We start from the raw sequence: 25326 nt of genomic DNA, 5'->3' as shown, positions 1-25326 counted from the left end.
CCACCCGCACAACCCGACGGTGCCGCCTGCCGCGAGGCGAGCAAGCAGCTCGCGGTAGTCGGCACTGCCTTTTCAAAGGTAGATACGACGACATCAGCCGGGGGCGGCGCCAGCCGTGCCCGGTACTCGTCCGCGGCGCCTCTGGTGGGTGTCGCAGTCATGGAGGGGTCCATACGAAACGGTCAAGGTAGGCGTGCCATGCTGCGCGCTGCTTGGGGTGCTGGCTGATCTGGTCCCAGACGTCGTGCATGACACCTAGGCGGATCGCTAGTTGGCCGAGGTTGCCGTAGCTGTGATGCGCCATTTGTCGACCGGCCCGGTGAATCATTCCCAGGGCGGTCATTTCGGACAGAGCGCTTTCGACGGCCGGACGGCTGATTCCGGTGCTGCGAATAGTATCGGCGCTGGTGGGTGAGTGGCGGGCCGATTCGATCGCTTCGTACACCAGTGCTGCGGGGTCTGCCAAGCCACGGAATACATGGCGTATCCCGTGGATTTTCCCTAGCCAGGTGAGGCGTTCACGAGCCAGCTGCTGGTGCTGGGCCGGGAGCTGGATTAGATACACATCGGCTGAGCGCCGGCGGCCGTCAGCTACCTTACTGACGATGCCAGCTATGATTCTCGGCTACACGCCCAGCACCTGAGCCATCGAAGGAACCAAGATGACTAGGAGTTCTTCCGGGCAGTGCCATCCCTAACCAACGGTCACCAACAGACCCCGCCCAACCCCACGCCCTTGGCTCAATGATGATCCTGTAACGGCCGTCTTGGGCTGGACGAACAGCGACTACGGGACAACAAACGGGAAAACAGCCGGCCACGTGGAAATTAAATCATATTTATGATGAAACATTTGACTCAACACTGGGGGTGTGCCACGCGCGCGTTGAATATGCAAGCGCTTACATAGCTCTAGTTGGAAGCCTCCTTGATGTCTGAAATGTGTTTTTGAATCTTCGCCCTCGCTGTCTACGGTGTTGAACGTCCCGGAGATCAACACGCTCCCGGGCCACTGGACTGGACCCTACCCAGGCCCCGTCCCCTCGACACAATGGCGTCCTCGATGACACCTGCGGTGTCGGGAGGACCGCCGGAGTTTCGGGAAATGAGGGCACCCGCCCATCTTCCACGAATGGTCTCACTCCGCGAGAAGAGCAAACATGCACAAGCACCCCAATACACCTCGGATGCTGCGGTGGCGTTCTGTCGCCGCAGCACTGGCGGCGGCCGTAGCGGCCTCCGCCTTCCTTGCCGTTCCGTCGGCACAGGCAAGCGCGCCCTCGGATCCGCCGAGCAGCGAGCAGATGCCGGCCCCGACGCCCGGCTTTCCCCTGCCCACGAAACACACCCAGCAGTCGTTCGATCCGGCCGCTGCCTTCACCTCCAAGTGGACGCGGGCAGACGCCAAGCAGATCATGGCCCAAAGCAGCACAAACGTGGCCCCGGGCCAAAACTCCATGAGCCCGAACGTCACCATGCCGGAAATCCCCACGGACTTCCCCGCCATGAACGACGATGTGTGGGTTTGGGACACTTGGTCCCTGACCGACGAAAACGCAAACCAGATCAGCTACAAGGGCTGGGACGTCATCTTCTCACTCGTTGCCGACCGCCATGCCGGCTACGGCTTCGACCAGCGGCACTGGAACGCCCGGATCGGTTATTTCTTCCGCAAGACCAACGCTGACCCGGCCAAGGACAAGTGGAACTACGGCGGACACCTGTTCCTGGACAACACCTCCATCGGCAACACCGAATGGTCCGGTTCCACCCGCCTCATGCAGGGGGACCATGTCAACGTCTTCTACACGGCCACCACGTTCTACGACATTGCCGAGCGCAACGCCGGCGGCGGGGGCATCGCCCCGGATGCCGTGATCGCCAAGGCGCTGGGCAACATCCACGCCGACCAGAACGGCGTGAGCTTTGACGGCTTCGAACACACCAAGCTCCTTGAGCCGGACGGCGTCATGTACCAGAACAAAGCCCAGAACCCGGGCTTCGCCTTCCGGGACCCGTACACATTCGAAGACCCGGCGCAGCCCGGCAAGACCTTCATGGTGTTCGAAGGCAACACCGGCGGCAAACGTGGCGACTACAAGTGCACGGACCAGGACCTCGGTTACCAGCCCGGCGATCCCCACGCCGAAACCACCAACACTGTGAACACCACCACCGGTGCGTGGTTCCAGACCGCCAACGTGGGCCTGGCCGTCGCGGACAACAAGGACCTGACCCAGTGGCACTTCCTGCCTCCGATCCTGTCCGCCAACTGTGTAAATGACCAGACCGAGCGGCCGCAGATCTTCATCCAGAACGAGAACGGCAAGAACAAGTACTACCTGTTCACCATCAGCCACCAGTTCACCTACGCGGACGGAATGCGCGGCCCGGACGGCGTCTACGGCTTTGTGGGCGACGGCATCCGCTCCGACTACCAGCCGATGAACAACAGCGGCCTGACCCTGGGATCCCCCACGGACCTGAACATGCCGGCCAATGCGCCCGACGGGCCGGATCCCCGCCAGAACGGCCGCCAGTTCCAGGCCTATTCGCACTACGTGCAGCCCGGCGGCCTGGTGCAGTCCTTCATCGACAACGTGAACGGCGTCCGCGGCGGTTCACTCTCACCGACCGTGAAGATCAACTTCCGCAACGGCGTCTCGGCAGTTGACCGCGCCTTCGGCCAGAACGGCCTCGGCCCGTTCGGATACCTGCCCACCAATGTCAAAATCGGCGGCGCCGGCCTCTACAAGTAGTGCAGTAATACGGCAGCAATAGGGCAGTCGTTGGGAGGAGGCGCCCGGAATTCCGGGCGCCTCCTCCCTCCGGATGTATGGGCCGTGGATGAGGTGGACTGGACTCGCGCGCCGGGGCCAGGAAACTAGCACCTCTCACGGCCGGCATGCCACTGCCGGCCGGGTCGGAGCGGCTTCGCGGCACCACCAGAACCAGGAAAGTTGAATGAAGAATTATGTACGCCCGCTGGCGTTGAAAAATTGAAGCCCTTTCGACACCGGCAGCCGCCATGTTGGAGAATGCCTGCAGTCTCTTTTGTCCGGATGATCCGCAAACTTGCCGCAGTGAGATTCTCTCCCGGAATGCTGAGCACCCGAACGGCATGGACTGTGGTGGCAGCAGCGGCCGCCGTCGTGCTGATCGCGGGAACGTTGGTCCTGGCTGCGGCATCCCGTCCGGCTGCCCACGACCAGGCCGAGCAGGCGCTCCGGAGCATCGCCGGTGCCCAGGCCGAAGCCAAGGAATCCCAGGGGCGTTACGGCTCGTATTGGCTCAGCGGCGGTGACCGCACTCTTGAGAAGCTGACGCATCCGATCCGGACCGAGGGCGTGGCGGACCTGCGGAGCATCGAATGCCCCAACGGGTGGTTGGCAGCCGCACGCATCGGAGATGACGTCGACGTCATGTCCAGTCGAGAGTCCCGGGTGGTTCGGGCAGGATCAGGTGAAGTGGTTCGCCCGGACTGCATGACTCCCGAAGCCGTCCAGTCCATGCTCGCGGATCTGGGCGTTCCACGGCCGACCCCGGCGCCCGCGGTGTCAGCCTTCGACCGGCCCGAGGGGGCATCGGGGTTCCGGCCGAGTTATCACATCACGCCCGGGAAGAACTGGATGAACGATCCGCAGCGACCGATCCTGGTTGACGGGATGTGGCACTACTACTACCTCTACAACGCCGGGTATCCGAAGGAGAACGGCACCGAGTGGTACCACCTGACAAGCACAGACCTGGTGCACTGGAAGGACGAGGGGATCGCGATCGCCAAGTACAAAAACGGGCTGGGCGACATCGAGACCGGAAGCGCCGTCGTGGACCACGACAACTCGGCCGGCTTTGGCAAAGACGCCGTCATCGCGGTCATGACGCAACAGGACCAGGGCATCCAGCGCCAATCCCTGTTCTATTCCACCGACAACGGATACTCCTTCACCGCGTATGCGCAGAACCCGGTCATGGAAAACCCCGGCCAACCGAACTGGCGGGATCCTAAAATCATCCGCGATGACGCCCACGGCCAATGGGTGATGACCCTCGCCGAAGGCAACAAGATCGGCATGTATACGTCGCCGGATCTGAAGGACTGGCACTACGCGTCCGGCGTCGAACGCAACGGCCTGGGCACCCTCGAATGCCCGGAACTCTTCCAACTGGACCTCGACGGTGATCCCTCGAAACGGACCTGGGTCCTGGCCGCAAGCGCCAACGGGAGCGGGGAGGGATTCACCACGGGCGTTGCCTACTGGACTGGCGCATGGGACGGAACCCGCTTCACAGCATCGGAGGAGCACCATCAGTGGCTCGATGCCGGCTCCGACTTCTACGCCGCCGTGACGTGGGATGATCCGAGACTCACCGAAAGCCAGCGGATGTACTCCCGGCACGCCATCGGGTGGATGAACAACTGGGCTTACGCCCGGCAACTGCCCACCGAGGACTGGCACGGCGGCGCCGACTCCATCGTGCGCGACATCCGGCTCGAAACAATCGCCGGCAAGCCAACCCTTGTGTCGACACCCACCGCCGCCATGAAGTCCATCGAAGGCCCCTTGGCAACGACCGGGGAACGCCGAATCACACCTGATGGCGCAGGCCGGCTACCGGCTCCGGAGGGCGGGTCATACCGGCTCGATCTCACGCTCGAGCGGACGGCGGAAGACGACGGATCCGAAGCCAGGATCGAACTCGGAAGCGACGGCGGAACGTTCGCGACGGTCGGATATGACTTTGCGAACGAATCGGCATTCATCTCCCGCGATGCCGATGCCGCCGCCACAGGCAACGCCGAACTCAGTCCGGACTACCCGGCAACGCGCCGCGCAGTCAGCCCGCCGCGAGACGGGAAAGTCGAGCTAACAATCTTCGTCGACTATTGCTCGGTAGAGGTCTTCATCAACGGCGGGGAAAAGACCATGACGTCACTCGTTTTCCCCACGGCCGGGCCGCAAAGCATCAAAGCCGTCACCGCCGGGGGTGCGCTGACGCTCAAGTCCTTCAGCTACAGGCAGTTGGCCCCGACGCACTGACCGGTCACTCGCGGGAGGCCGTCAGTTCGCCGGCCGCGGGCGGCCGCGCCCGGCCCGCGGACGGCGATAGCCGCAGTCATCGACGCCGTGCGATCGGGGCTTTCCAAGGACGTCACGCCCCAGCCCTGCCGCACCTTGGGCCAAAGTCCGTAAATCAGGGCGGCCATGTGGGACCCGCCGGCACCGATGGTATCCGCCACCCGCGGACCTGACGGCCGAGATGTGGGGTGTTGCGGCAGGAATGGCCACCAGTGACTCCTCCTCGCCGCGGGTCACCACGGCAAGGCTGGCGCCCAACCCGGCGACTGTAATTCCAGAGCATTAGGAGGTAGCCGTGGCTGCTGTGATTGATGAGGCGGCGGTGGAGGCGGTTGTCGGGCCGGATCCGAGGGAAGGAGGCGTTGATTCCTTCCGTGTAGAGCTCAATCAACGAGGATGCAACCATTTTGCTAAAACGCTTGATCAAGCTTCGCAGGATGGGTATCTTTGGATGATCAAGCGTTTTAGCAGACAGGACATCACCGCCGATGACTCGCCCCCCAGTATTCTTCCAGCCCACCGATGGATGGGTCGGAGATCTCATCCCCTTCGAGAAGGACGGGGAGTTCTGGCTCTTCTACCTTCACGAGGTCCGCACCGACCCCAAGCCGGGAACCTCGTGGAACCTGGTCACCACTAAAGACCTCACGCAGTTTGAGGACCAGGGCGTTTCCCTCCAGCACGGAAGTGAAAGTGATCTGGACTTCAACGCCTACACCGGCAGCGTCGTCGTCGATGAAACCGGAATCCATCACCTGTTCTACACCGGCCAAAACCCGCGCAACCTCGGACCGGACGGTGCGCCCCTGCAGCTCGTCATGCACGCGACGAGCACCGATGGGATGCAGACCTGGGTCAAGCACCCGGAACTGACCTTCGGCGCCCCGGCCGACTACGAGTCCGGGGACTGGCGGGATCCCTTCGTCTTCCGGGACGAGGCCGCAGGCCAGTGGCGGATGCTGCTGGCGGCACGGCACTCCGACGGACCGGAACGCCGTCGCGGCGTCATCGCCCAGTGTGTGTCCAGCGACCTGATGACTTGGGAGCACACCGAACCTTTCTGGGATCCGCGCCGGTACATCACGCATGAATGCCCGGACGTCTTCGCCTGGGGTGGCTGGTGGTACATGGTCTACTCGGAGTTCTCCGAGTCCTTCACGACCCGCTACCGGATGGCCACGAGCCCCGACGGCCCGTGGACGGTCCCGAATCTGGACAGCATCGACGGGCGCGCCTTCTACGCCTCAAAGAGCGCCGAGCGGGACGGCCGCCGGTTCTTCTTCGGCTGGATCGCCAGCAAAGAAGGCAACCGTGACGATGGACCCTGGCAGTGGGCCGGCACCATGTCCGTCCTCGAAGCACACCAGAACCCCGATGGCACCCTGGCGTTCTCCTTCGCCGATGAACTGGTGGAGAGCTTCTGGGACGAGATCCCCGTAACGTTTGACCGCGCGCTTCCTGCCGCCCTGCACGCTCCGGATGGGTATGCGGCAATCGTGTCCCGTGAAGTCCTGCCTCCGCAGTTCTATGCCAGGGCGGTTCTGCAGATCGAACCTGACACCACAGAGTGCGGATTGCTGCTGTGCTCAAGTGACGACGGGGACCGGTCCTACGTTCTGCGACTGGAACCGAAGCGGGGCCGTCTTGTCTTCGACCGGTGGCCAAGGACCATCACCGGAGACGCGCAATGGCACGTCTCCGGTGACGTTCCCTTCGACATCGAACTGGAGCGCCCCTGCGACCTCGCCCCCGGCGAACACACCCTGGAAGTCATCCTCGATGGCGACCTGTGCGTGGCCGTTCTGGACCGGCAGGTGGCCCTCAGCGCCAGGATCTACGACTTGCCCGCCGGTCGGCTGGGCGTTTTCGCCGGCGAAGGATCCGTCACCGTCACCGAACTTGAGATACGTAAGCGCACAGACAACTAAATAGCCCTCCACCGCATACTCTCTTCCAATCAAAGGAGATTGTTCCCCTTGAAGAAACTAATTCGCACGGCTGCCGTAGCGGCCATAGCTGCCCTGTCACTGGCCGCCTGCGGCGGCGGAGGAGCCGCCAGCCCCACCAACGTGAGCCCGACCGGCGAGATCAAACCGCGGGAAATCTCGTGGCTGCTCTCCCGGCCCGCCGACGGGGCGGTGATCAACATCATGAAGAAGATCGCGGACGACTACGCCAAGGACCACCCGGGCTTCTCGCTGAACCTGATCACCACCCCGGACCGGCCCTCCTACATTCAGAAGCTTGAGACCCTCGCCGCCGCGAACAAGCTTCCCGAGCTGTTCGACACGGACGCGACCCCGTTCGCCCAGCAGCTTGCCAAGCAGGGCAAGATGGTCGACGCCGAGAAACTCCTCAAAGACTTGGGCGTCTACGACAACTACCGCCCCAACGCGCTGAACTACCAGCGCTTCGACGACGGGTCGCTGTACATGGTCCCGTTCCAGTTCGAACTGGAGTTCATCTGGTACAACAAGGCTCTCCTGCAGCAGGCCGGCGTCTCGGTGCCAAAGTCGCTGGATGACATCCCCGCGATGTGCACGGCCCTGCGCAACGCCGGCACCACACCGATCGCCATCGACGGGCAGGACCAGTGGCCGCTGGAACGGTACGTGGCCTACCAGGCGTTCAGGGAGGCGGGCTCCGACTTCCTCCAGAAGCTGAAGAAGGGCGAGGCAAAGTTCTCCGATCCTGCCGGGAAGAAGGCCGTTGACTGGATGGCCGCCCTCGGCAAAGCCAAGTGCTTCCAGGACGGCTTCTCCTCGCAGGGCTACTCCGACGCCCAGAACCAGTTCACCTCCGGCAAGGCCGCCATGTACAACATCGGCACGTGGGAACTGCCCAGCCTGGCAACAGACAAGCTTGACCCGGCGGTTCGGGACAACATCGATTTCATGACCCTGCCGACAACGCAGGGATCCGTCACCACTGCCAACGAATACGTCTCCCCGTCCGGAATCGGCATGGCGGTCAACACCAAGACCTACGACCCGCTCGTCAGCGACTTTCTCAAGTTCGCACTGACGAAGTACCCCGCGGAGTACGCGGCCACCGGCGCGCTGTCACCGACGACCGACGTAAAGACTGCCACCCCGGCGAATGCGACTCCGCTGTACACGAAAGCCCTCGGGGCGGCCAGCGACCTCGGGGATCAGCAGGCCATGCCGTGGGATACCCAGCTGGACCCGACGACTGACTCCCGGCTCAAGCAGGAGCTCGTGCTCCTCGTCCAGGGCAACATCACGCCCGAACAGTTCACCAGCACGATGGACAGCACCATCGCGCAAAACGCACCGAAGTTCTTCAAATAACACGCAGCGGTGGGGGGCTCCGGCCCCCCACCCGAAAGGCCCCCGCCATGCTCCCCAACAGGTCGCGACTTTCAGTCCTGGTATTCCTGCTCCCACCCCTGCTGCTCTACGGCGCCGCCGTACTGTTCCCCATCCTCCAGTCCCTGTTCCTGAGCTTCTTCTCCTGGAACGGCATCAGCGACATGGAGTTCGTGGGCTTCGCCAACTACATACGAATGTTCACCGGCGACGACGTCTTCTGGCGCTCCTTCTTCAATGCACTTGGCTACCTGTTCATCTGCCTGGTCCTGCAGCTCGGCGGTGCGCTGCTCGTCGCCAGCCTCCTCACCTCCCTGCGGCGCGGCCGCGAACTCATAAAGACTCTCTACCTGCTGCCGGCCGTGATCTCCACCGTGGCCATCGCGTTCCTCTTTGTGCGGATCTACTCGATCGACCCGGTGGGCCTGCTCAACCAGGTTCTGCACTGGATCGGCCTCGGCGCCCTTGAACACGCATGGCTCTCCGACGTGAACACCGTCCTTGCCGCTGTATCGGTACCGGAAGGCTGGCGCTTCACCGGCCTGTACATGCTCATCCTCTACGCGGCGCTACTGTCCGTTCCACTGGAACTGGAGGAAGCCGCCCGCCTCGACGGCGCGTCGCGGTGGCAACTGTTCACCAAGATCCGCTTCCCCCACATCCGGCCCGTCTGGATCACCACCGCGATCATGGCGACAACCTACGGCCTGCGCGGATTCGACATCCCCTACCTGATGACGAACGGTGGCCCCGGACAGTCCTCGGAGTTGCTGACCACCTATATGTACAAGACAGCCTTCACGAGCACCGACTTCGGCTACGCCAGCACGATCTCGGTGTTCATCGTCGTCGAGTGTCTGGTCGCCGTCGGGCTCATCCTCCTCATGCTCAAACGAAAGGCGGACGCATGACCGCGCAAGCAGCTCCGATTACCAGACCCGTCATCACTTCGCCGGGCAGTCCGCCTCCGCTGCGCAGGCGGCGCAAGCCCACCCTCTACAGCACACTGTCAAAGGTGCTGATCGCCCTCATCGTCATCGTGCAGGTCTACCCGCTCGCTTGGCTTTTCATCACCAGCCTGCGCACCGAACAGGACTTCGCGACGGGCGACCCGTTTGCACTGCCCAAAGCGATCACCTTCGACAACTACGTCCGAGCGTTCCAGACCGGCAATCTCGCGATGAACATCGTCAACAGTTTCATCGTCACGATGGGCGCCAACGTGCTGATCGTGCTGCTGGGCATGATGGCCGCCTATGCCCTCCAGGTCCTCGGCTTCCGGTTCAGCAAGGTCGTCCGCGGCCTGTTCCTGATCGGCATCATCGTGCCCGTGCAGATCGCTCTCGTCCCGCTGTTCATCGACTACTCGACGGTGAACCTGCTCGACACCTACCCCTCGATGATCATTCCCCTGGCGGGCTTCGCCCTGCCGATGTCGATCTACCTTTTCTCCTCGTTCTTTGACTACATCCCCCGGGAAACGTACGAGGCGGCCTCGCTGGACGGCGCAGGCCCGTACCGCATCTTCGGGCTCATCACCCTGCCCCTGTCGGTTAACACCGTCGTAACCGTCGTGCTGGTCAACAGCATCTTCATCTGGAACGATTTCATCTTCGCCAACACCTTTGTCCTCTCAGAGGGGCTCAAGACGATCCCGCTGGGGCTGCAGAACTACATCGGGGCCATGGGGAAGACCGACTGGACGGCGACGTTCGCCGCCGTCTGCGTCACCATCACCCCGCTGCTGCTGGTCTTCCTCGTGCTCAACAAGGCGATGATCCAGGGCCTGGAAAGCGGTGCGACCAAGGGATGAAAGCAACAACAGGCGGATATACTCCTGCAGGAGGGCACATGATTTCAATGGAGAATAGTTCGGGCACGCCATCGGGTGCGGCTGCAGCCCAGAAGCAGCCCACGCGCGCCCACCCCGTCACCCTCCGACAAGTCGCGGAGGCTGCGGGCGTCTCCACAGCCACCGTCTCCTTGGTCGTGAACAAGAAAAAGTCCGCCCGAATATCCGACGAGACCCGCAAACGGGTGCTGGGTGCCATCCGGGACCTTGGCTACCGGCCAAATGCCATGGCTCAAACCCTGGTCAGCGGCAGTTCCCGATTCATCGGCCTTGTCGCCGACGCCATCGCCACGACCCCGTTCGCCGGCCAGATTATCCACGGTGCACAGGATGAGGCCTGGAAGCACGGCTACGCCCTTCTGATCGCCAATACCGAAGGCAACCGCGAGCTTGAGACCGACGCGATTGCCATGATGCTCGAATACAAAGTACGCGGAATCCTTTACTCGACCTGGTTCCACCGAGCCACGGACATACCGGCCTCCCTTCGGGAGTCGGACTTCGTCCTCGTCAACTGCTTCTCGACGGAACGAGGCGCCCGGGCTGTCGTCCCCGATGAAATACAAGGCGGCCGCTCAGCCACGGAAATCCTGCTGAAACACGGCCACCGCCGGATCGCCTTCATCAACGCCACCATCCCCGCCCCGGCGAAGGACGGACGCCTCCAGGGCTACAAGGAAGCGCTGGAAGCAGAAGGCATCCCATTCGACGCGGGCCTGGTCCTGGAAGCCTACCCAGACCAGGAAGGCGGATACGGAGCGACCGAGGAACTCCTCAAACGCGACATTACAGCCGTGTACTGCTACAACGACCGAATGGCTATGGGACTCTACGACGGGCTACGCGAACACGGCCTCTCCATCCCGGACGACATAGCCGTGGTGGGATTCGACAACCAGGAAGTCATCGCCGCGCACCTCCGGCCCCCGCTTTCCACGGTATCTCTCCCCCACTACGAACTGGGTGCAGCCGGTGTGAGGATGCTGCTCGGCCTTGAAGAAGCCCAGACCAGTGACCCCGCAAAAATCCACTGCCCCACCGTGGAACGAAACTCGGTACGGGCACTGGCCCCCGCCTAGCCAACCCCAGGCACCCGCGAAGCCCATCCGCCTGCCCCGCCGCGCCGGAGGCAGACCCAGGTGACTTTCGTCGTACCGTCAGGCTTTGGTGCCGACGCCACGGCCTAACCCGCGCTTTTCCGTGCCTTCAAGGTAAGGCCCACTCAGGAGAACCCTCATGACCCGCCACGCAGCCCTACGCCTCGAAAAACCCGACGTGATCGTCGTCGGCGAGTCCCTCACGGATATCGTCCTGCAAACCAAAGCATCCTCCGTCGAACATCCCGGAGGATCACCGGCAAACGTCGCGTACGGGCTCGCCCGGCTCGGGATCCCCACCGGCTTCCTCACATCGATCGGCAAAGATGACAGAGGCGCGGCTCTGGTAGCCCACCTCACCGGCGCAGGTGTTCAACTCCTGCCCGGTTCGCAGTCCAGCACCTCCACATCCACCGCCACAGCCATCCTCTCCGACGACGGATCCGCCACTTATGAATTCGATATCGCCTGGGATCTAGGTAGCGTCGCTCCCACCTACGTCCCCAGGATCCTGCATACCGGATCCATCGCCTCCTTCCTTGAGCCCGGAGCACGACAAGTCCGTGACCTCCTCGAAAGCGTGGCTGGCCTATGCACCATTACCTACGACCCCAACATCCGTCCACAGCTCCTCGGCAGCCATCACCAGGCAAAGACCGCATTCGAAGACCTCATTCCGCTCGTCAACGTCGTCAAGCTCAGCGATGAAGACGCCGCTTGGCTCTACCCGGGACTATCCCCTGAAGACACAGCGCGGCGTGTACGGGGGCTGGGCGCAGACCTGACCGTCGTCACCATGGGTTCAAGCGGGTCGCTTATTCTGTCCCATGAGGCTGAGTTCCTCGTCCCCGCCGTTCAGGCCAGTGTCGCCGACACCATCGGAGCCGGTGACTCCTACATGGCGGCACTCATTGTGGGGCTGCACACCGCCGGAGGACATGATCTGAGCCCCTCCAGCCTTGAAAGAGTCGCCGGAGTCGCATCGGCCGCGGCAGCCATCACTGTAAGCCGACCTGGCGCCCACTTGCCGACTGCCGAAGAACTGCAAGCACTTCTCGCCGCATGAGCAGTCATGACTGAAAACACGGCAGCCCCCGCACACCCAATTCACACAGACCAAGGCCTCAGCTCCACCCTGACCGGCCCCGGCGTTCTATACAGAGAGCCTGACCATGACAATCACAACAGACAAGCGCTCCACGCTCCGGCCAGCCCTGCACTTCACCGCAGAAAAAATGTGGATCAATGACCCAAACGGACTCATCCACCACAACGGCCAATACCACCTCTTCTACCAAGCCAATCCGTACGGGACCACGTGGGGAAACATGTCCTGGGGACACGCGACCTCACCGGACCTTCACAACTGGACTGAACACCCCATAGCCATACCCTGCGACGACGAAGAAGAAATCTACTCAGGCAGCATCGTCTTCGACGACACAAACAGCAGCGGACTCGGGGACAACGACGCCAAGCCCCTCATAGCCATCTACACAAGCGCCTACAAACCCTCGTCCAAACGGTCCGGAACCCAGGCACAATCACTCGCATACAGCCTCGACGACGGCACCACCTGGAAAAAGTACACGAACAACCCCATACTCACCCGGCACTCCGCCCACTTCCGCGACCCCAAAGTCTTCCGCTACACGGGCACCGATGACACCTACTGGGTCATGGTCGCCGTCGAAGCTGAACAGCGGGAGGTCGTCATCTACAAATCCGAAGACCTGAAACACTGGGAGTACCTCAGCAACTTCGGTCCGGCCAACGCCACGGGCGGCGTCTGGGAATGCCCCGACCTCTTCCCCCTCCCCATGGACGGCGATCCTGGGCGGATGAAATGGGTCCTCACCGTGAACCTCAATCCAGGCGGCCCAAACGGCGGCTCGGCGGGGCAATACTTTGTTGGCCACTTCGACGGAGTCACATTCACCTCCGAAACGACTGAGGCAGATGACTCAACCGACCCGGGGCAGCAGCTACAGCGATATGACTGGCTGGATTGGGGCAGAGACTACTACGCCGCCGTCTCGTTCAATGACGCACCCGATAAGCGGCGAATCATGATCGCGTGGATGAACAATTGGGACTACGCCGAAGCCGTCCCCACTGCTCCATGGCGGGGGCAGATGTCCCTCCCCAGGGAAGTCACTCTCGCCACCCGAAACGGCCGCCCCCACCTGATCCAGAGACCAGCGGTGAGCGACCTCAACCCGGCATCCGAGCCGTCCGCTGCAAAGGAGGGGCCGATTGTCCTTGACAGTAGTGAATGCCAGCTCCGCGCCGGGTTGCAGGGGGCCGGAATCATCGACATAGTCCTGCACATCCAGGACTCGGGAGAAGTGGGTTTCCGCATTCAAGGGCCCGGAAGCGAAATTCGGATAGGAGTAAGGCCTGCTGAAGGAATCTTGTTCCTGGACAGAACTGCAGCCCGGAACACGAACTTCCACCCCACTTTTCCATCCATCGACCGAGCACCGGCCCCCACCAAGGACGGCCGGCTCCAGATGAGAGTCTATCTAGACCACAACTCCATAGAACTTTTCATTCATGATGGTGAGATCACCCTCACGGACGCCATCTTCCCCGACTCCCCACTGACTTCCCTGACCTTTTACGCGCTGGACGGAAGCGCCACCGTTGATAGCTGCATCACCACGGACACGACCTGGGGAACCAACGGAACATGATCGCAGGGAAGACGACACGACAGAAGGTCCATTATCAGCCCAGTCTGATTTTGCATGGGGGAGAGCCTTGAAATGAACGAGTACTTGGACATCACTGAAGACAAATTCGCTACCCGCCGGCAAGGACACCTCGAATCCGGAGAATGAGAATGGCCCACGCGCATCCGCGTCGGCCATTCTCATATTCAAGGTTTCGGCGGCAGTGTGGCGTTCCCCGTTTTGCCGTTACCAGTCAAGAGACTTCCTGGAGGTCTCGGGCAGACGGGAGCATGCAAACCGGCACAGCGATCCGGTGCGCGTCCAACGGATCCGACTTACCAACCCCACGACGCGGCAGGGCGTCCATGCGTGTGGCTTCGGCGACCTGGTAGCCGGCAGCTGCGACTGCACCAGCCAACACGGCACCATAAGAAGCCGCGCCCTCAATCACCCACAGAGTGGCCAGATCGGCCTCGGTGCGACGGGCAACCCAAGCAATGGCGCGGTTGATCCCGGCCCCCGTCGCTGGGAAATCCCGGTTTTCGATCCGGTCACCGTTCGCCGCGGCAATGATGGCGAAGACGTGCTTCCGGGCGTGGGTGTCGACACCCACGACAAACGGGTGGGAATGCGCAACGATAGTCATAGCGGTTCTGGCACCTTCCTCATTTCGCGGACATGGTCAGGCCGTTACGGGCCGGTACCAGTCCCGGTAGAGGTCACTTCGGAACAGCACTGTGACGAGCCACGCCCCGCGTGGGAGCGGACAACCTTCTGATCAAGTCACCGAGGTGGGCCGGGCAGGTGCCGGCCGCCCACCCAACAGACGGACAAGTCGATAACAGGACACCCTCGGACGGGGCCAAGCGTCTAATGAGTCACAACCGCCGGATGGAACGGCCTGCACCTACTCTGCCAGCCAATCCCAGACCAGCCACCCCAATCCTCACAGGCGTTAAAGGCACGGGAGTAGAAGTGGCTGCGAAAACGCCCGCTTGCTGGGACTTAGGCGTTTTAGGTCAGAAGAAGTTTTGCATTCGTCCATGAAAGCTATGTTCTCGGGGGCCGGTGAGGTCACCCCCGGTTGCATAGGCACGCCCCGCCTGCTTTCACTGAGCTCGCCTGCAACCGTCGAAAATCTCGCAGTGATCAGCGACCGAACACGCTGACACCCCTCTGGCAGCACAGGTGTGTTCGCCAAGTAGCTTGCCGGGTTATGCATCCCCCTCGTACGCCAGCAGTTCGTGCCGGTGGTGGAGCAGGAACTCGTGCCGGTAATGAAGGCCAGCCCAGGGTGAAGCGCCGAATGCGTCAATACTGGGCATTTCCCGCGCGGCAGAAACCTCGCATGTCTGTGGCGGGGCGGACGGAGACGATCGGACCGCGCCTTGGCGAATGCGGTTGTGCGGAGCTCGATCTTGGGGCGAGGTTTTGTCCTCATCGCCGCCGGGGGTTGGCTGATCGTACGTACGCCGCCAGTGCGGGGGGATGATGAACTGCAAGAAGCCCATGACGTGCCTTCTGTCAGAACGCTTTGAGGATGTCTTCGACGCGGGCTTTGGCGTCGCCGAAAAGCATTTGGGAGTTGTCGCGGAAGAACAGGGGGTTTTGAACGCCTGCGTAACCGGCGGCCATGGAGCGTTTGAACACAATGACGTTCTCGGCTTCCCAGACCCGCAGGACAGGCATCCCGGCGATGGGGCTGCCGGGGTCTTCGGCGGCGGAGGGATTGACGGTGTCGTTAGCGCCGATGACGAGTACTACGGAGGTGTCGCCGAGGTCGTCGTTGATTTCATCCATTTCCAGGACGATGTCGTAGGGGACTTTGGCTTCGGCGAGGAGGACGTTCATGTGCCCGGGCAGGCGCCCGGCGACAGGGTGGATGCCGAACCTGACATTCACACCCTTCTCGCGGAGCTGGTGGGCGAGTTCGGCGACGGGGTATTGGGCCTGGGCCACTGCCATGCCGTAGCCGGGGGTGATGACCACGGACGAGGCGTTGGTCAGCATTTCCGCGGTGGCCTGGGCGGTAATTTCGCGGTGCTCACCGTACTCGGCGTCCGCTGCGGCCGGGGCGGCGATGCCGAATCCGCCGGCGATCACGGAGATGAAGGACCGGTTCATGGCCTTGCACATGATGTAGGACAGGTAGGCGCCCGAGGAGCCAACCAGGGCACCGGTGATGATGAGCAGGTCGTTGTTCAGCAGGAAGCCGGCCGCCGCGGCAGCCCAGCCCGAGTAACTGTTCAGCATGGACACGACCACGGGCATGTCGCCGCCGCCGATGGAGGCCACCAGGTGCCAGCCCAGCCCAAGGGCGAGGAGGGTGACGACGATCAGCAGCCAAAGCTGGGAGTCGTTGACGTACCAGACGGTCAGGGCGACGAAGGCGGCGAGGGCGCCGAGGTTGATCGCGTTCTTGCCCGGCAGCATCAGGGGTGAGGATTTCATCCGGGCGGAGAGTTTCAGGAACGCCACGGTCGAACCGGTGAAGGTCACTGCGCCGATGAACACGCCGATGAACACCTCGGCGTGGTGGATGGCTGTCAGGTCCGGTGACAGGTCCGGGGCCTCGAGATGGCCGTTCCAGCCCACGAGGACCGCGGCGAGGCCAACGAAGCTGTGCAGCAAGGCGATCAGCTCGGGCATCCCGGTCATTTCCACGACCCGGGCGCGCCAGAGCCCGATGGCCCCGCCCACGATCATCGCGGCGACGAGCAGGACCAGTCCGGGGAGGGCAGCGCCGGTGCCCCAGGCGTCCTGGAGGGTCAGCCAGATCGTCGCCACGAGGGCGATGATCATCCCGGTGATGCCGTAGATGACCCCGGACCGGGCTTTCTCGTGCTTGCTCAGCCCGGCGAGGCTGAGAATGAACAGCAGGGCTGCGACGATGTAGGCCGCCCCAGCGATAGAGTCGGCGGTCAACGGACCGGAGACGGTGTCAGACACGGTAAAGCTCCTTGAGACGATTCGGGCTGCTGCTTCGGCTGCGGCGCTCATGAACGTGCCTTCCCGGCCGAGAACATGGCGAGCATGCGCCGGGTGACGGCGAAGCCGCCGAAGATGTTGATGCTGGCCAGCAGGACCGCGACGGCGGCGAGCACCTGCATCACGACGTTGTCGGAGGTGACCTGCAGCAGAGCCCCGACGACGATGATCCCCGAGATCGCGTTCGTGACGGACATCAGCGGGGTATGCAGGGCGTGATGGACCTTCCCGATGACGTAGAAGCCGACCACGATGGAGAGCATCAGGACCGTGAAGTGCTGGGGCAACGGCGCCGGGGCGACCGCGTTGATCCCGAACAGCACCGCGATCCCTGCGGCAAAGAGCCCGGCCTTACGGGCAGGGCCCAATCCTGTTTTTTTCACCGCCTTATCGGCAGCCCGCTCCTGGGCGCGTTTGGTTTCGGTCTGAGCCGGGGCGGCTGAGACCTGGACCGGTGGCGGGGGCCAGGTCTTCTCACCGTCGCGTACCACCGTCACGGAGCGCTGCACCACGTCATCAAAGTCGATATTCAGCTGCCCGTCTTTGTCCTTGGTCAGGAGCTTGAGCAGGTTCACCATGTTTGTCCCGTACAACTGGGACGCCTGGGCCGGCAACCGGGCCGGAAGATCCGTGTAACCCAGGATCACCACACCGTTATCCGTCACGACGCGTTCACCGGCGACGGAGCCTTCGACATTGCCGCCCTGACCGGCGGCCATATCCACGATCACGCTGCCGGACTTCATGGCGGCCACGTCCTCGGCGGTGAGGAGCCTCGGTGCCGGACGCCCGGGGATCAGGGCCGTGGTGATGATGATGTCCACATCCGCTGCCTGCTCCGAGTAAATCTCCGCCGCCCGGGCGTTGTAGGCCTCCGACGTGGCCTTCGCGTACCCGTCGGAGGACTTCATCTCCTCCTCCACCTCGACCTTGAGGTAGGTTCCGCCGATGGACTTCACCTGGTCAGCAACCTCGGGCCGCGGGTCCGTCGCCCGCACAATCGCGCCCAGGCTGGACGCCGCGCCGATTGCCGCCAACCCCGCGACACCGGCGCCGGCGACCAGGACCTTCGCTGGCGGGACCTTGCCCGCTGCAGTCACCTGACCGGTAAAGAACCGGCCGAACTCGTGCGCGGCCTCAATGACCGCCCGGTAGCCGGCAATGTTCGCCATCGAACTGAGCACATCCATCGACTGCGCCCGCGAGATCCGCGGCACGGCGTCCAACGCCAGCGCCGTGATTGGACGGGTCGCCAACGCCTCGACCAGCTCCGGCCGCAATCCGGGGCTCAACATCCCGATAAGCGTCGCACCGTCGGCTAGACGGCGGATCTCATCCTCGGTGGGCGGGTTGATCCGCAGCACCACCTCACTGCCCCACGCCTCGTCGGCGCCGACGATCAGTGCACCGGCTTCGACATACATGTCGTCTCTGAAGGACGAGGACTCCCCCGCGCCCTTCTCGACCACAACCTCGTAGCCTAACTCCAACAACTGCTTCACAGTGACGGGCGTCGCTGCCACCCGGGATTCATTACCTAGCTCGGCCACGATGCCAATATGTGTCACTATATTCTCTCTCTAAGATGGGATGCCCGGTAAATTCTGCTGCCGGGAGGCAGTAGGGATCTGTCCGGCCTACGAAGAGCAGCGGCCACGGTGGTTCCGTCGCCGGGCTGGCCCCCGTAGTTCGCAGTGCCTGTTGCGGAGGGCATGTTCCTCGGAGACACGGCCGCGGGGACGGACGACGTCGGAGGCTGAATAGTCTCGGGTCCCATCCCTTTGGGACGGGGCTCGTACTCGGCCGGGTTGTCGTCTCGTTCGTGGCGCCAGTCGCCTCTAATTGATCGGCGCGGGCGGTCGTTCGTCGCTGAGCACTGCCAGGGCGTTGTCGGCGGCGAGCATCGCCATCGCGGAACGGGTCTCGACTGTGGCGGAACCGAGGTGCGGCACGAGCACCACGTTCTCGAGCTCGAGAAATCCGGGGTGCACGCTGGGCTCGTTCTCAAAAACGTCGAGCCCGGCACCCGCGATTTGCCCCTCGCGCAGCGCGGCGGCGAGGGCTGTTTCGTCGATGATTGGGCCCCGCGCGGTATTGATGAGGTATGCCGAATCCTTCATGGCCGCGAGTTGCCCGGAGCCGATCAGGTGGTGGGTGGCCGGTCCGTAGGGGCAGTGCAGGGAAACGATGTCGGAATTGGCCAGCAACTCGTCGAGCCCGACCCGCCGGGCGCCCAGCTCGGCGGCAACCCCGGGATCGATTTCGCGACGTGACTGGTAGATGATGTCCATGCCGAAGGCCTTGGCCCGGCGTGCGGTCGCCTGTCCAATGCCGCCCATGCCGACGATGCCGAGGGTCTTGCCTTGCAGGCTGCTGCCGAGCAGGAAGAACATGCCCCACTTCCAGTCATGGCCGGAGCGGATGAGCCGTTCCCCTTCACCGAGCCGGCGTGTCGCCGAGAGGATGAGGCCGAGCGCGATGTCGGCCGTGGCCTCCGTGAGCACGCCGGGTGTATTGGTGGCGACCACGCCCCGTTCGGTGCAGGCGGGCACATCGATGTTGTCATAGCCGACGGCGACGTTCGCGACCACTTTGAGCTGCGGGCCGGCGGCGTCGAGGAGCTCGGCATCGACGCGTTCGGTGAGCAGGCTCACCACGGCATCGGCCCCGACTACCCTGCGCAGGAGCTCCTCGCGGCCGATCGACTCCGGACTTTCCCAGGCATCGACTTCGTGCTCCGCGCGCAGCTTTTCGAGTGCGGTTTCGGGTATACGTCCCGTGACGACGACCCGGCTCATGCCGTCTCGATCCATTTGCGCAGGCGGCCGAGGCCGTCGCGGATATCGGCGACGTCGATACCCGAGTAGGCGAGCCGGATGTACTGGCGGTCTTCGCCGGGCTGGCGGCGGCCGAAGTGTTCACGTGTGCAGAAGGAGACGCCGGTTTCGTACAGGGCTGCGGAGGCGAAATCGCCGACTGCCGTATAACCCATGCGCGCCATGGCCTCTGTGACGTCTGGGAATAGGTAGAACGTCGACTGTGGGACGGCGACGTGCACGCCGGAGATGTCGTTCACGAGTTCACATGCGGCGTCCCGGCGCCCGCGCAGGATGTCGAGCATCTGCTGTACGGGTTCTTGGGTGCCACGGAGCGCTTCGACGCCGGCCCATTGCACGTAGTGCGTCGTGCAGGACTCATCGTTGGTGTTAAGTGTGCTGAGGATTTTGGCGATCTCGAGCGGAGCGACGGCGCAGCCCAGGCGGGATCCGGTCATGGCGAACTTCTTGCTGAAGGTGTAGAGGATCACGGTGCGCTCCGCCATGCCGGGAAGCGACACGATGGAGTTCGAAACACCCTCATAGCGGGTCTCGAAGTACGCCTCATCGGACAGTACCCAGAGATCGTGCTCTTGGGCGAGCTGTGCGATTGCCTCCCGCTCGGCCGCCGTCGACTCGGCCGAGATGGGGTTCTGCAGGTCGTTGTAGACGATTGCGACAGTATTAGGGGTGATCGACGCGCGCACCTGGTCGAGGTCGATCGCGAAGCCCTGGCTCGTGGGCAGGTATCGGTAAGGCACGGCCGTGCCACCGAGGTACTCGATCTGCGATTCGTAGATCGGGAAGCCGGGGTTCGGGTAGAGCACTTCCTGGCCGGGGTTCATGACGGCCTGCAGGAACTTCGTGATAACGGGTTTGCCGCCCGTCATCACCACGACATTGTCAGGGGAGAACTCGATGCCCCGGCGGGTCCCGATGTCTTCGGCTAGGGCCTCGCGCAACTGCGGGATGCCTGGGCCCGGGCAATAGCCCGTGTAGCCGTCGGCGATGGCCCGGTTCATTCCTTCGACAATATGCGGGGCCGTCGGGATGTTGATGTCGCCGAGATGGAAGGGGTACACAGGGTTCCCCTTCGCCTTCCAAGCGGCCGCGGCTTGGGCGACGCTAAAGGCAGTTTCGGTGCCCAGACGTTCGAGCCGGTTCGCGAGCTTCCGCATGCTGTTCCACTCCTCATCGAGATTGTGATCGATCTTCTGCGTTACTAATTGCTGCTTTTGCGGCGTGGCGGCGGTTTGGCAGGTTGACCTGTGCCGTTCCGAGGCCCACGGCTAGGCCCGGATCCGGTATCCCGTCGGCTTATCGAAGAGCCTTCGCGTGCTGTTTCCGGCGGCCGCAATCCAGAGGACGGAGTCGTCGTCAGCTGCTTGTTCCACCACGCCGGTCATGATGTGCTCCCCCGATAGCCACACCTCCACCGTGTGACCCGTCAGCCGGGCCCAGTCGCTACGCGGCCCACGTCCGGCGGAGGTCTGGCTTGGGCTCGTAGCCACCATGATCCGCTTTACCAGCCGCGCTCGGCGAGGCGGTGCGGCTGCGGGATCTCGTCGACGTTGATGCCGACCATGGCTTCGCCCAGGCCGCGGGAGGCCTTGGCGATCTCGTCCGGGTCGTCGTAGTACGCGGTTGCTCTCACGACGGCGGCGGCACGCTGGGCCGGGTTGCCGGACTTGAAGATGCCGGAGCCGACGAACACGCCGTCGGCGCCGAGCTGCATCATCATCGCGGCGTCGGCGGGGGTGGCGATGCCGCCGGCGGTGAACAGGACCACCGGGAGCTTGCCGGTCGCGGCGACTTCCTTGACCAGTTCGTACGGGGCCTGCAGTTCCTTGGCCGCGACGTAGAGCTCGTCCTCGGGCATGGAGGCGAGCTTCTTGATCTCGGCGCGGATCTGGCGCATGTGGGTCGTGGCGTTGGAGACGTCCCCGGTGCCGGCCTCACCCTTGGAGCGGATCATCGCCGCGCCCTCGTTGATGCGGCGCAGGGCCTCACCCAGGTTGGTCGCACCGCAGACAAAGGGAACGGTGAAGTTCCACTTGTCGATGTGGTTGGTGTAGTCGGCCGGGGTCAGGACCTCGGACTCGTCGATGTAGTCCACGCCGAGGGACTGCAGGACCTGGGCCTCGACGAAGTGGCCGATCCGGGCCTTGGCCATGACCGGGATGGACACGGCCGCGATGATCGCTTCGATCATGTCGGGATCGGACATCCGGGACACGCCGCCCTGGGCACGGATGTCGGCGGGAACACGTTCCAGCGCCATGACTGCCACGGCTCCGGCGTCTTCGGCGATGCGGGCCTGCTCGGCGTTGACGACGTCCATGATGACGCCGCCCTTGAGCATCTCCGCCATGCCGCGCTTGACGCGGCTGCTGCCGGCGACAATGACGTGTTCGTATGGGAGTGGTCTAGGGGACACTTTTTGCTCCAATGGGGCGGGATGCCTGTGAAGCCAGGCATTTACTAGTGGGACGAATGCACGGGTGCTTGTTCACACTTGGGACTTCCGGTACTTCAGGGCTCAGCACTCGATCACGTTGACGGCGAGCCCTCCGCGGGAGGTTTCCTTGTACTTGGTCATCATGTCCGCTCCGGTTTCCTTCATCGTCTTGATGGCTTTGTCGAGGGATACCTTGTGCGAGCCGTCCCCGTGCAGGGATAGCCGCGCGGCGTTGATGGCTTTGACGCTGGCGATCGCGTTGCGTTCGATGCACGGGATCTGCACCAGCCCGCCGACGGGGTCGCAGGTCAGGCCCAGGTTGTGTTCGATCCCCACTTCGGCGGCGTTTTCCACCTGTTCCGGTGTTCCGCCGAGTACCTCGCAGAGTCCCGCGGCTGCCATCGAGCAGGCCGAGCCCACCTCGCCCTGGCAGCCAACTTCGGCGCCGGAGATGGAGGCGTTGATCTTGAACAGGATTCCGACGGCGGCCGCGGTCAGGAGGAAGCGGACGACGCCGTCGTCGTCGGCTCCGGGCACAAACTTGACGTAGTAGTGCAGGACGGCGGGGACGATTCCCGCTGCGCCGTTGGTGGGGGCGGTGACGATGCGCCCACCGGCGGCGTTTTCCTCGTTGACCGCGAGGGCGAAGAGGTTCACCCACTCCATCGCCCGCAGGGGGTCAGTGACGCCCGTGTCTGCGGTCAGAGTCTGGAACAACGACGGTGCGCGGCGTTTGACGTTCAGTCCGCCGGGAAGGATCCCTTCGGCGCTGCAGCCATTGTCCACGCATTCGCGCATTACTGCCCAGAGCGCCAGCAGCTTGTCGCGGAGGTCGGCTTCGCTGCGCCAGGTGAGTTCGTTGGCCAGCATGACGTCGGAGATGGACATGCCTTCGCGCTTGCAGATCGCCAGGAGCTCGTCGGCGGTCGTGAACGGGTAAGGAAGGACGGTGGTGTCGGCCACCACGCGGTCGTCGGCGTCGGCGTCGCCGTCCACCACGAAGCCGCCTCCGATTGAGTAGTAGCTCCGCTCGCTCAGGACGGCCCCGGCATGGTCCAGGGCCCGGAAGGTCATGCCGTTGGGGTGCGCCGGGAGCGATTTGCGCCTGTGCAGCACCACATCCTCGTCCCAGTTGAAGTCCACCCGGTGGTTCCCGCCGATCATGAGTTCGGCGTCGAGGGCAGCAGCGGCCACCTGGTCATCGGCCGTGGAGGTGTCCACGGTTTCCGGATCCAGCCCTTGGAAGCCCAGGACCACGGCCTTGTCGGACCCGTGGCCCCGGCCGGTGGCGCCGAGGGAGCCGAACAGCTCGGCCTGGACCCGTGTGGTGGAGCTTAGGTGTCCGTCGCCCTTGAGTCCGTCGGCGAACCGTTTGGCTGCCCGCATCGGGCCCACCGTGTGTGAGGAGGACGGCCCGATGCCCACGGAGAACAGGTCCAGGACGCTAAGGGCCATCAGGGCACCTCAGGGGAAGCGAACTCCCTCATTGCGTCCAGAAGCCACCGGCCCAGGAACTCGGCGAACGAGGCACGGGGGAAGAGCCGGAAGCTTTCGTCCCCGGTCTTCTGGAGGACCACCGGGATGTTGCCCACCTCGGTGTTCAGGGCCGTTCCCGGGGTGAAGCTGCGGGGGTGCAGGTCAAGGGCACACCCCTTCTCCAGGACCGCGCGGGCGCGTGGGCCGGTGAGTTCGAACGTGGTGCGGTTGGCGGACAGGTCCACCACCTGGCCCGGGGCGTTGTCCAGCGCCTCCACGAGGGAGCCGATGAGGTTTCCGCCTAGGGAGTCGTGGGCATTTTCCGGTGCGACCACCAGGAACTCGGATGGTCCCAACCAGAGGACGCTGACGCCGTTGCCGCCGCCCACCTCACCGCAGCGGGCCGGCAGGCTGCCGGCCACGGCGGCGATCCGTGAGCCTTCCTCGGTGCGGGGGTCCACGCGGACGCCCGCCATGGTCTGGAACGGGCCCTCGCTCAGGACCACTTTTCCTTGGATGGAGCCGGATTCCAGTGCGGCGGCCAGGTGGGAGGCGGGGCTGCGGCGGATTCCCCGGAGTCCATTGATGCCATTGAGTGCTGCTGTGTTAGCCATCTTTGCGGGTCCCTTCGGGGTCAAAAAGTACGGTTTCTGCGACGACGACGTTCACGAGCTGGTCGCCGGCGGCCGCGACCAGGGTTTCGCCGATGCGGTTGCGGCCGTTCTTGATCAGGGCCAGGGCAAACGATCGGCCGAGCGCGGCGCTGTGGTAGCTCGAGGTCACGAACCCCTGCATGGGCACGGGCCCGTCGGCGGGGTTGACGGTGATGCCCTGCTCCACGAGCTGGGTGCCTTCGGGGAGCCGGATGGTGCCGTCCACGGGGAGGACGCTGACCAGGTGTTTCCGGTCGGCGCGGCCGGCGTCCTGGCGGGTGTAGGAGCGTTTGCCGATGAAGTCCTTGACCTTGGAGACCACCCATTCCATGCCGGCGTCCTGCGGGGTCACGGTCCCGTCGGTGTCCTGGCCGACGATCGGGTAGCCCTTCTCGGCGCGCAGCACGTGCATGGTTTCGGTGCCGTACGGGGTGATGTTGAACTCCGCACCGGCCGCTTCCACCGCTTCCCAGGTGCTCAGCCCGTACCAGGACGGAACGTTGATTTCATAGGCCAGTTCGCCGGAGAACGAGATCCGGCAGATCCGGGCCTGGACGCCGGAGGCGAGGGTGGTTTCCTTGAAGGTCATGAACGGGAAGGCCTCGGCCTCCAGGCCGCCGTCGGCTGCCAGTTCCGGTGCCAGCTTCGCCACGACGGCGCGGGATTTCGGACCGACGACGGCGATCGTGGACCACTGCTCCGTGACCGAGGTGCAGTGCACGTCCAGTTCGGGCCATTCGGTCTGCAGCCATTCCTCCAGCCAGTCCAGGACCTTGGCGGCGCCGCCGGTGGTGGTGGTCATGAAGAAGCGGTCCTCGTCCAGGCGCAAGGTGACGCCGTCGTCGAAGATCATCCCGTCCGGGGTGCACATGACGCCGTAGCGGGCCGAGCCCGGGGCGAG

General features: G+C 63.8%; 18 protein-coding genes and 1 pseudogene. 9 read left to right on the top strand and 10 right to left on the bottom strand.

The window, feature by feature from the left end; translation table 11 throughout:
- Positions 1-157: 157 nt before the first annotated feature.
- Positions 158-466, bottom strand: a complete 309-nt coding sequence (locus BLR03_RS20470) for a hypothetical protein (protein WP_139184617.1) — start codon at positions 464-466, stop codon at positions 158-160.
- A 694-nt stretch (positions 467-1160) separates the two neighbouring features.
- Between BLR03_RS20470 and BLR03_RS20465 the strand changes: the two genes are divergently transcribed.
- The 9 genes from BLR03_RS20465 to BLR03_RS20425 all read left to right on the top strand — a co-directional run bounded on the left by BLR03_RS20465 (position 1161) and on the right by BLR03_RS20425 (position 14055).
- Entirely contained in the window at positions 1161-2759 is a 1599-nt protein-coding gene (locus tag BLR03_RS20465; RefSeq protein WP_091256102.1) for a glycoside hydrolase family 68 protein, read from the top strand.
- 342 nt (positions 2760-3101) lie between these two features.
- On the top strand, positions 3102-5042 hold the full coding sequence (locus BLR03_RS20460; protein WP_254788617.1) for a glycoside hydrolase family 32 protein: 1941 nt from the start codon (positions 3102-3104) through the stop codon (positions 5040-5042).
- Positions 5043-5569: 527 nt separating this feature from the next.
- Positions 5570-7009, top strand: a complete 1440-nt coding sequence (locus BLR03_RS20455; RefSeq protein ID WP_091256098.1) for a glycoside hydrolase family protein — start codon at positions 5570-5572, stop codon at positions 7007-7009.
- 48 nt (positions 7010-7057) lie between these two features.
- A complete protein-coding gene (locus tag BLR03_RS20450) occupies positions 7058-8392 on the top strand; it encodes an ABC transporter substrate-binding protein (RefSeq protein WP_091256097.1) in 1335 nt (444 codons plus the stop codon).
- A gap of 47 nt (positions 8393-8439) precedes the next feature.
- Positions 8440-9321 carry a carbohydrate ABC transporter permease gene (locus BLR03_RS20445; RefSeq protein ID WP_091256096.1) on the top strand — a complete coding sequence of 294 codons (882 nt, stop codon included), beginning with the start codon at positions 8440-8442 and terminating at the stop codon, positions 9319-9321.
- Complete coding sequence (locus BLR03_RS20440) at positions 9318-10223, top strand: carbohydrate ABC transporter permease (RefSeq protein WP_091256094.1); 906 nt, start codon at positions 9318-9320, stop codon at positions 10221-10223. Before BLR03_RS20445 ends, BLR03_RS20440 begins: the two co-directional genes overlap by 4 nt.
- Before the next feature lie 38 nt (positions 10224-10261).
- Positions 10262-11341, top strand: coding sequence for a LacI family DNA-binding transcriptional regulator (locus tag BLR03_RS20435; protein WP_091256093.1), 1080 nt, complete (start codon positions 10262-10264; stop codon positions 11339-11341).
- 157 nt (positions 11342-11498) lie between these two features.
- Complete coding sequence (locus tag BLR03_RS20430) at positions 11499-12425, top strand: carbohydrate kinase family protein (RefSeq protein WP_091256091.1); 927 nt, start codon at positions 11499-11501, stop codon at positions 12423-12425.
- Between the two features lie 106 nt (positions 12426-12531).
- Positions 12532-14055 carry a glycoside hydrolase family 32 protein gene (locus tag BLR03_RS20425; RefSeq protein WP_091256089.1) on the top strand — a complete coding sequence of 508 codons (1524 nt, stop codon included), beginning with the start codon at positions 12532-12534 and terminating at the stop codon, positions 14053-14055.
- Positions 14056-14338: 283 nt separating this feature from the next.
- On the opposite strand, the pseudogene BLR03_RS20420 reads toward BLR03_RS20425, so the two are convergent.
- The 9 genes and pseudogenes from BLR03_RS20420 to BLR03_RS20375 form a co-directional block, all read right to left on the bottom strand.
- Positions 14339-14680 (bottom strand): annotated as a pseudogene (locus tag BLR03_RS20420) (transposase); the annotation flags it as partial.
- 878 nt (positions 14681-15558) lie between these two features.
- Positions 15559-16959: a Re/Si-specific NAD(P)(+) transhydrogenase subunit beta gene (pntB, locus tag BLR03_RS20415; RefSeq protein WP_091256122.1), complete on the bottom strand. Its 1401-nt coding sequence runs from the start codon at positions 16957-16959 to the stop codon at positions 15559-15561.
- A gap of 71 nt (positions 16960-17030) precedes the next feature.
- Positions 17031-18590, bottom strand: coding sequence for a Re/Si-specific NAD(P)(+) transhydrogenase subunit alpha (locus BLR03_RS20410; protein WP_091256086.1), 1560 nt, complete (start codon positions 18588-18590; stop codon positions 17031-17033).
- Positions 18591-18860: 270 nt separating this feature from the next.
- Positions 18861-19820 carry a 2-hydroxyacid dehydrogenase gene (locus tag BLR03_RS20405; RefSeq protein WP_091256085.1) on the bottom strand — a complete coding sequence of 320 codons (960 nt, stop codon included), beginning with the start codon at positions 19818-19820 and terminating at the stop codon, positions 18861-18863.
- A complete protein-coding gene (locus BLR03_RS20400; protein WP_091256084.1) occupies positions 19817-21016 on the bottom strand; it encodes a pyridoxal phosphate-dependent aminotransferase in 1200 nt (399 codons plus the stop codon). Before BLR03_RS20400 ends, BLR03_RS20405 begins: the two co-directional genes overlap by 4 nt.
- Before the next feature lie 344 nt (positions 21017-21360).
- Positions 21361-22275: a pyridoxal 5'-phosphate synthase lyase subunit PdxS gene (gene pdxS, locus BLR03_RS20390; protein ID WP_091256080.1), complete on the bottom strand. Its 915-nt coding sequence runs from the start codon at positions 22273-22275 to the stop codon at positions 21361-21363.
- Positions 22276-22377: 102 nt separating this feature from the next.
- Complete coding sequence (locus BLR03_RS20385; RefSeq protein ID WP_091256078.1) at positions 22378-23751, bottom strand: L-serine ammonia-lyase; 1374 nt, start codon at positions 23749-23751, stop codon at positions 22378-22380.
- Positions 23751-24386 (bottom strand): sarcosine oxidase subunit gamma, encoded by a 636-nt coding sequence (locus BLR03_RS20380; RefSeq protein ID WP_091256076.1) that lies wholly within the window; start codon positions 24384-24386, stop codon positions 23751-23753. Before BLR03_RS20380 ends, BLR03_RS20385 begins: the two co-directional genes overlap by 1 nt.
- Positions 24379-25326, bottom strand: a 948-nt coding sequence (locus BLR03_RS20375) for an aminomethyl transferase family protein (protein ID WP_217639818.1), incomplete at its 5' end; no start/stop codon positions are given. The genes BLR03_RS20375 and BLR03_RS20380, both read right to left, overlap by 8 nt.

This window comes from Arthrobacter sp. ok909 (genome assembly GCF_900104405.1).
Classification (GTDB): Bacteria; Actinomycetota; Actinomycetes; order Actinomycetales; family Micrococcaceae; genus Arthrobacter; species Arthrobacter humicola.
This window is presented reverse-complemented; position numbering and strand designations above follow the sequence as displayed.